The sequence below is a fragment of the Streptomyces sp. NPDC058157 genome (assembly GCF_042884105.1).
GTDB lineage: Bacteria > Actinomycetota > Actinomycetes > Streptomycetales > Streptomycetaceae > Streptomyces.
Genome location: NZ_JBHVUQ010000309.1, coordinates 1 through 6,144 on the forward strand (window position 1 = coordinate 1; position 6,144 = coordinate 6,144).

The 6,144-nt window shown below is 76.3% G+C and carries 5 protein-coding genes; 3 read left to right on the forward strand and 2 right to left on the reverse strand.

Annotated elements, in window-relative coordinates; genetic code table 11:
- Nucleotides 1–138 precede the first annotated feature (138 nt).
- Together ACFVXK_RS36515 and ACFVXK_RS36520 are read right to left on the reverse strand one after the other, a co-directional pair.
- Entirely contained in the window at nucleotides 139–1,347 is a 1,209-nt protein-coding gene (locus ACFVXK_RS36515) for an LPXTG cell wall anchor domain-containing protein (RefSeq protein ID WP_389621041.1), read from the reverse strand.
- An 83-nt stretch (nucleotides 1,348–1,430) separates the two neighbouring features.
- Nucleotides 1,431–2,534 (reverse strand): Gfo/Idh/MocA family oxidoreductase, encoded by a 1,104-nt coding sequence (locus ACFVXK_RS36520; RefSeq protein ID WP_389621045.1) that lies wholly within the window; start codon nucleotides 2,532–2,534, stop codon nucleotides 1,431–1,433.
- A gap of 56 nt (nucleotides 2,535–2,590) precedes the next feature.
- Here ACFVXK_RS36520 and ACFVXK_RS36525 point away from each other — a divergent pair, with 56 nt between their 5' ends.
- The 3 genes from ACFVXK_RS36525 to ACFVXK_RS36535 all read left to right on the forward strand — a co-directional run bounded on the left by ACFVXK_RS36525 (nucleotide 2,591) and on the right by ACFVXK_RS36535 (nucleotide 5,956).
- Entirely contained in the window at nucleotides 2,591–3,700 is a 1,110-nt protein-coding gene (locus tag ACFVXK_RS36525; RefSeq protein WP_389621047.1) for an ROK family protein, read from the forward strand.
- 535 nt (nucleotides 3,701–4,235) lie between these two features.
- Entirely contained in the window at nucleotides 4,236–4,982 is a 747-nt protein-coding gene (locus ACFVXK_RS36530; RefSeq protein ID WP_389621050.1) for a class I SAM-dependent methyltransferase, read from the forward strand.
- 185 nt (nucleotides 4,983–5,167) lie between these two features.
- The gene (locus ACFVXK_RS36535; protein WP_389621053.1) at nucleotides 5,168–5,956 is read left to right on the forward strand and encodes a hypothetical protein; all 789 of its coding nucleotides are present in this window, start codon (nucleotides 5,168–5,170) and stop codon (nucleotides 5,954–5,956) included.
- Nucleotides 5,957–6,144 lie beyond the last annotated feature (188 nt).

Here is a 6,144-nt window from a genome sequence, read left to right on the forward strand (position 1 = left end):
TTCGTGGGGGCGGGTGTGTTGGTGGTGGTGTTTTTCTGGGGGCGGGGCCGCCTGCGCTTTTTTTTCTGGGGGGGGTGGGGGGGGGGAGTTGGTTGGGGGGGGGGCCGCCGGGGCGCCGCCCGCCCCTCCCCGTACCGGTCAGCCTTCGGCCGACGTGCGGCGGCGGCGGTTGGCGACGACCAGGCCGGCGCCCGCGGTGAGCGCGGCGGCGCCGGCGCCCGCCATCCAGCCGGTCTCCGCACCGGCGCCGGTGTTCGCGAGCGGGCCGGAGGAGGAGCCACCGGCCGGGGCGGCGTTGCCGTTGCCCTTGCCGGTGCCCGTGGCGACGGCCTGCTGGGCGCCGCCCCCGGAGCCGGTACCGGAGCCCGTTCCGGTGCCGGAGCCCGTGCCCGTGCCCGTTCCCGTGCCGTGGCCCTCGTCCTTGGCCCGGGCCACGTGCTGGCCGGTCTTGAGGAATGCGGCGCGGTCCTCCGGCGTGCCCTTGAGGGCGGCGAGGGCGGCCTTCTTCAGCTCCGGGCCGGCCTTGGCGACCATGGACGCGATCTGCACCTTGTTGTCGTCGTCACGCAGTTCGAACTGGGTGGTCGTCACGAAGGTGCGCAGCTGCGCCGGGGTCGGGTTGCCCTCCAGGAGCTTGATGATCCCCTCCTTGAGGCCCGGCCCGGCGTCCTTGATCATCCCGAACAGGGCGACCCGGTCGTCCTCCGCGCGCACCTTGTGCTGGCCGGTGGCGACGAACTCGCGGATCTGCTCGCGCGTGCCATGGTCCAGCAGCTCGTTCACGGCCTGGGTGACGCCCCGGCCGGCGCCGCTGAGCATGCGGGCCAGTTCGGCGCGGTCGTCCTTGAGGCGGGCCGCGTGCTGGCCCTCGTTCAGGAACGCGGTGTAGGCCTCCTGGGTCTCCTTGCGGAGGGCCTCGACCGCGGCCGCCTTCACGGCGGGGCCGCCGAAGTTGTGGATCCGGGAGATCTTGACCTCGTCGTCGACGAACTGCTCCTTCGCCAGGTCGACCGTCAGGAACGTCCGCATGTCCGCGGCCGTTCCCTTGAGCGCCTTCGCCGCCGCGCCGCGGACGCCGGGACCGCGGGCCGGGTCGGCCAGGATCGCCTCGATCGCCGCCCGGTCCTTCGCCGCCTGGGGGTCCTCGGCGGGCTTGTCGGCGGGCTTGTCCGCCGCCGGCTTCCCCTCGGAACCCGCGTCGGGCGCGGTCGGGGAGGACGGGGTGGACGGCGCGGCCGCCGCGTCGTCGGCCGCGAAGGCGGGCGAGGAGAGCAGGACGGCCGGGGCGATCGCGGCGGTGGCCACGACGGATGCGATCCGGGGCAGCTTCACAGGTGGGATGTCCATTCTTCACAAGTGTGATGATCAGCAGCCCGTGCAGGATAGATCGTTTTCATGCCCGCAAACCGTCGATTTTGCGACAGGCTGGATCACAGGGCGACGACCACCCCCTCACGGGACGAAACGCGCGCGGCCTCCAGCACCGCCAGGCAGTGCGCCGCCTCGTCCGCCGTGACGGGAGCCGGGCCGCCCGTGCGCAGCGCCTGCGCGACCGCCGCGTAGTAGGCCGGGTAGTCGCCCGGGACCGTCGGCACCGGGTCGCCGCCGCCGGTCAGCGGGGACTCGCCCGAGCCGAGCCGCCCCCACAGGTGTTCCGGTTCCTCGCCCCACGCCGGCCCGCCCGTACCGCCGCCCGGCCGCAGTCCCTCGCGCAGCGCGGCCTCCTGCGGGTCCAGGCCGTACTTGACGTAGCCCGCGCGCGAGCCGAGGACGCGGAAGCGCGGGCCGAGCTGGGCGGCGGTGGCACTGACGTGGAGGTGGGAGCGGATGCCGTTCGCGTGCGTGATCGCGATGAACGTGTCGTCGTCGGTCTGCGCGCCCGGGCGGCGGGTGTCCGTCTCCGCGTAGACCCGTACGGCCGGCCCGAACAACACCAGCGCCTGGTCGACGACGTGGCTGCCGAGGTCGTACAGCAGGCCGCCGATCTCCTCCGGCGCGCCGGACTCGCGCCAGCCGCCCTTGAGCTGCGGGCGCCAGCGCTCGTAGCGGGACTCGAAGCGTTGGACCTCGCCGAGTTCGCCGTCGGCGAGGAGGCGGCGCACGGTGAGGAAGTCGTTGTCCCAGCGGCGGTTCTGGAAGACGGAGAGGAAGGTGCCGGTCCGCTCGGCGAGCGCGGCGAGTTCGCGGGCCTCGGCGGCGGTGGCGGCGAGCGGCTTGTCCACGACCACGGGCAGGCCGGCGGTCAGGGCGGCGGTGGCGAGCGGGACGTGGGTCCTGTTGGGGGAGGCGATGACGACGAGGCCGAGGGGGTCCTCGACGTCCCCGGTGCGCTCCCACAGCTCGTCGGCGGAGGCCGAGACGCGGACCCCGGGGTAGGCCTCGCGGGCCTGGGCCTGCCGGCCGGCGTCGGAGGTGACGACGGTGTCGAGGACGAGGCCCTCGGTCGCGGCCACGAGCGGGGCGTGGAAGACGGAGCCGGCGAGTCCGTAGCCGACGAGTGCGACGCGCAGGGGGGCGTGGGGGGAGGCGTTCATGGCTTCCACTTTGGCAACAGTGTTGTCTAAGTGCAAGGAGGGTGGACAATGGGCAGGTGAACAGGGCGAACGCGAACGCGCACGTGAACGTGAACGTGGACGGTGGCCGGGGCGGGGCGAACCTGCCGGCGCTGCGCGGGCACAACGAGGCCCTGCTGCTGGACCTGCTCCGCGCGGCCGGCCCGTCCGGGCTGGGGCGCGCCGAGCTCGCCGCCCGTACGGGGCTCACCCCGCAGGCCGTCAGCAAGATCACCGCCCGGCTCGCGGCCGAGGGCCTGGTCGCCGAGGCCGGCCGCGACGCCTCGACCGGCGGCAAGCCGCGCACCCGGCTGCGGCTGGTGCCCGGCGCCCGGTACGCGGTGGGGGTGCACCTCGACCGGGACGAGCTCCGGGCCGTACGGGTCGACCTGGCGGGCGGCGTCGTCGGGCGGTGGAGCGGCCCGCTGGACTTCGCGGCCGGCCCGGAGGCGGTGGCGGAGGCCGCCGTACGGGCGGTCGGGCGGGTCTCGGGCGGGCTGGAGGCGCCGCGGCTGCTCGGGGTGGGCGTGGCGGCGCCGGGGCCGCTGGACTGGCGGACCGGGGTGCCGGGGCGGGTGACGGGGTTCCCGGAGTGGGAGGGGTTCCCGTTGCGGGAGGTGCTGGCGGGGCGGCTGGGGGTGGCGGTGGTGGTGGACAAGGACACCAACGCCGGGGTCGCGGCGGCGGGTCCGGGCGGACCGGGGCCGGGTGCCGTCGTGTACCTGCACTTCGGGACCGGGCTCGGGGCGGGGCTGCGGCTGGACGGGGCGGTCTACCGCGGGGCGCGGTCGGGGGCGGGGGAGTTCGGGCACCAGGTGCTGCTGCTGGACGGCCCGCCCTGCCGGTGCGGGGGCCGGGGCTGCCTGGAGGTGCTCTGCCTGGAGGCGGTGGCCCGGGGCGACCTGGCGGGGGCGGCGCGGGTGCTGGGGGAGGGCGCGGCGAACCTGCTCGCACTGTTGGACGTGGACCGGGTGTTGCTCGGGGGCCGGGTGGTGGCTGGGGCGCCGGAGGTGTTCGTGAGGGGGGTGCGCGAGGTGTTGGCCGCCCGGACCCTGACGGCCGACCCGCCGCTGGTGGGGCTCGCGCCGGCCGGTGTCGCGGAGGGCGCGGCGGAGCTGGCGCTGGGGCCGCTGTTCGGGCGCGGTTGACCTGGCGGTCGAGCCGGCGGTCTCGGTCGATCCCATCGGGCAGGTCGACCTGCTCGGCCTGGTGGCCTGACCACTCGGTCGGGTGCATCGGGCCGGTCGGGCCCATCGGGCCGATTGACCTGGTCGGCCTGGTCGGCCCGATGGTCCGACCAGGATCTGGTCCGTGTGGCGTCGGGGGCCGGGCCGGTTTGGGCGGCTGGGGGCGGGGTCGGGTCGCCGCTACGCGGAGCGGTCCCCTACCCACCCTGCCGCCGCTCCCCGGGGCCTACGCCGTGCCCCGACCCCCGTGGTGCGGGGCGGTGCTCCCCGGCCCCGCCCCCCCGGGCCGCCCCCCCCCGGGGCCCAGGCCCCGGGCCCAGCCCCCCGCGTCTCAAACGCCCCGGGGCGCCGACCAGGGGTGCCCTGGTGCGTGGCGGTGGCCGGTCGGGAGTCGTGTCGACCTGGCACCGCAGGTTCGTCGGGTCCCGGTGAGGCCCCGTGGGAAACGGCTGCAAAGGGCCGTTCCGGGAGCCTTCCGAACGCCGAGGATGGTCACGTGACCACCACTGCGCAAGCCCGCTCCTTCGACAAGGCCGCCGCCCGCTACGCCGCGAGCCGTCCTTCGTATCCGCCCGCTCTGCTCGACGCGGTCGAGGAACTCTCCGGCCGCCCGCTCGAGGGCGCCCGCGTCGCGGACATCGGCGCCGGTACCGGACTGGCGACCGCCCTCCTCCATGCCCGGGGTGCACGCGTCGTCGCGGTCGAACCCGGCCTCGGCATGGCCTCCCAGCTCCGCCTGGGACTGCCCCACGTCCCCGTCGTGCTCGGTGACGGTGACAACCTGCCGCTCGCCACCGGTTCCATGGACGTCCTCACCTACGCCCAGGCCTGGCACTGGACCGACCCGCGCAAGTCCGTCCCGGAGGCCCTGCGCGTGCTTCGCCCCGGCGGTGCGCTCGCCCTGTGGTGGAACGACGGGGACGGCGCGGTGCCCTGGACGGCCGCCCAGGATTCCCGCCTGCGGCGCCTCTTCGGCGCCCCGGACGGCGCACCCGACCCGCTGGCCCGGTTCCGCGGCCTGCCGGCCCGGCTCGGGATCGTCACGCGGCAGCTGGCTTGGGCCAGGAGGATCCCGCTCGACACCCATCTCGCGAACCTCGCCAGCTACTCCGACTTCCTCGTCCTCGGCGAGGACGGCACCAGGGCCTTCCTGGCCGAGGAACGCGACATCCTCCGCGAAGTCTTCCCGAACGGCATGGTCGAGGAGCGCTACGTGGTCAGCCTGGCCGTTGCCGTGGTCTGACGCGGCGCCGCCCCGGGGCATGACCCCTGCCGGGGGCACCGGGGCCATCCGGGGGTAAAGCGGGAGGAGTCGGGCGTGGGGATGGGGGTGGGGTGTGGGGGCGTGGGAGGGTGCGGGCAGGGGCGGGGTGATTGTCGCCTCGTCCGATCATCACTCGTCCGGCGAGCAGAGCAGCGAGGCCTTCCATGCGACTGCGCAACGCCCCCGCCCTCACCGCCCTCCTCCTCGCCCTCGCCGCACCCTCCGCCACCGCGGACAACGGCCCCGGCGGTGCCCCCCGCCCCGCGCCCGCCCCCGCCCCCGCCATGCCCGCACCGGCGCTGCCCTCCCGCGCACGGGCGAGCTGCGGGGACGGCAAGGGCGGCGCCTTCCCGATCGGGGCCCGGATCCGGGGCGGACCGGTGGTCTACCGGGCCGGGGGCGGCCCGCAGACCTGGCTGCTGGACCTGACGAACACCACCGGCGGCACCTGCACCGCCATCCACCCCGTGATCGTGTTCACGGACCCCGCCCGGGCCCTGCGCCCCGCCCACCTCCGCATGGAGTTCGAAGCACCCGGCGGCCCCTTCCCCGTCAGCCTCGAACGCAGCGACCGCGACGAGATCATCGCGGTGTTCGACGGCAAGGACGCCTTCTCCGGCTTCTCGGTGCCGGCCGGCGGTTCTACCACCGTCAAGGTGCAGCTCGCCTTCGCCCCCGACGCCCCCCTCGGCGAGGTCGTCGCCGACGCGGCGCTGGTGCAGCGCAAGGGCGACGACGGGGAGTGGGTCGGCGAGGCCGGCGGGTACCGGTTCTCCGTGGAGGGTCCGGAGGAACCGCAGGACGCGGCCGCGGCGGGCTCGCTCGCGCACACCGGGCCCCGTGAGTGGGTCTACGGCGCCGGAGCCGTCGCCGCCCTGGCCGCCGGCGGCGGCCTGCTGCTCGGCGCCCGCCGCCTGCGCCGCACCCCGCGGGGCGCACGCCCTTCGCGCTGAGCGCCGAGGCCGCCTCGTACGGGCCACTCCGGCGCCGCCCGCTACCGCTCCGCGACCTGCCCCGCCGCCCGCCCCGGCAGGCGCCGCAGCGGCCCGGGCTCCCCCCCCCGCCTCCGGCGCGCGGCCCCCGTCACCCGCCCCGGCGCGCCGCCCCCCCGCCTCCGGCGCGCGGCCCCCGTCACCCGCCC